General features: G+C 69.4%; 1 protein-coding gene. It reads right to left on the bottom strand.

Annotation, left to right across the window (positions count from 1 at the left end; all coding sequences use genetic code 11):
- The coding region (locus E1J50_RS26435) for a calcium-binding protein (protein ID WP_132257229.1) at window positions 1-1708 on the bottom strand (1708 nt) is incomplete at both ends.

The raw sequence follows: 1708 nt of genomic DNA, 5'->3' as shown, positions 1-1708 counted from the left end.
GGTTGGTGCCGGTGCTGGCATCGTTCGGGTTGTTGTTGCCGACCTCGGCCGAGGTGAAGGTCAGGCGGATCTGGCCGGCCGACGCCGCGGAGACGTTGACAATGTCGTCGCCCGCGCCGAGATCGATCGCGTCGCTGCCGTCCGTCGACACGTTGAAGATTGCAGTGTCGTTGCCTGCGCCACCGAAGATGGTGTCGGTGCCCGCCCCGCCGATAAAGCTGTCGTTGCCGTCGAGGCCCGAGAGGGTGTCGTTGCCGGCGCCGCCCACGAGGAAGTCGTTGGCCGTGCCCCCGGTGATGGTGTCGTTCCCCTGGCCGCCGTTGATGTAGTAGGAGCGCGAGCCCTGCACGGCCGTCAGGATGTCGTCGGCCTGCGTGCCGAGCGTAACGACCTCGAAGGCGTCGCCCCGCTGCACGCCGGAGACGAGGTCCCGCACGTCGAAGGTCGTTCCGGCCGCGGCCACGAAGGTGATGCCCTCGTCGTCGAACCGGCTGACGAGGCCCGCGAGGGCGCCGGCCGCATCCTCGGCCTGAAGCCGCACGGCGAGGCCGCCATCCTGGTTGGTGCCGGTGCTGGCATCGTTCGGGTTGTTGTTGCCGACCTCGGCCGAGGTGAAGGTCAGGCGGATCTGGCCGGCCGACGCCGCGGAGACGTTGACAATGTCGTCGCCCGCGCCGAGATCGATCGCGTCGCTGCCGTCCGTCGACACGTTGAAGATTGCAGTGTCGTTGCCTGCGCCACCGAAGATGGTGTCGGTGCCCGCCCCGCCGATAAAGCTGTCGTTGCCGTCGAGGCCCGAGAGGGTGTCGTTGCCGGCGCCGCCCACGAGGAAGTCGTTGGCCGTGCCCCCGGTGATGGTGTCGTTCCCCTGGCCGCCGTTGATGTAGTAGGAGCGCGAGCCCTGCACGGCCGTCAGGATGTCGTCGGCCTGCGTGCCGAGCGTAACGACCTCGAAGGCGTCGCCCCGCTGCACGCCGGAGACGAGGTCCCGCACGTCGAAGGTCGTTCCGGCCGCGGCCACGAAGGTGATGCCCTCGTCGTCGAACCGGCTGACGAGGCCCGCGAGGGCGCCGGCCGCATCCTCGGCCTGAAGCCGCACGGCGAGGCCGCCATCCTGGTTGGTGCCGGTGCTGGCATCGTTCGGGTTGTTGTTGCCGACCTCGGCCGAGGTGAAGGTCAGGCGGATCTGGCCGGCCGACGCCGCGGAGACGTTGACAATGTCGTCGCCCGCGCCGAGATCGATCGCGTCGCTGCCGTCCGTCGACACGTTGAAGATTGCAGTGTCGTTGCCTGCGCCACCGAAGATGGTGTCGGTGCCCGCCCCGCCGATAAAGCTGTCGTTGCCGTCGAGGCCCGAGAGGGTGTCGTTGCCGGCGCCGCCCACGAGGAAGTCGTTGGCCGTGCCCCCGGTGATGGTGTCGTTCCCCTGGCCGCCGTTGATGTAGTAGGAGCGCGAGCCCTGCACGGCCGTCAGGATGTCGTCGGCCTGCGTGCCGAGCGTAACGACCTCGAAGGCGTCGCCCCGCTGCACGCCGGAGACGAGGTCCCGCACGTCGAAGGTCGTTCCGGCCGCGGCCACGAAGGTGATGCCCTCGTCGTCGAACCGGCTGACGAGGCCCGCGAGGGCGCCGGCCGCATCCTCGGCCTGAAGCCGCACGGCGAGGCCGCCATCCTGGTTGGTGCCGGTGCTGGCATCGTTCGGGTTGTT

It is taken from the genome of Methylobacterium segetis, assembly GCF_004348265.1.
Lineage (GTDB): Bacteria > Pseudomonadota > Alphaproteobacteria > Rhizobiales > Beijerinckiaceae > Methylobacterium > Methylobacterium segetis.
The sequence above is the reverse complement of the archived record's forward strand: the minus strand, read 5'-3'. Positions and strand labels throughout refer to the sequence as shown.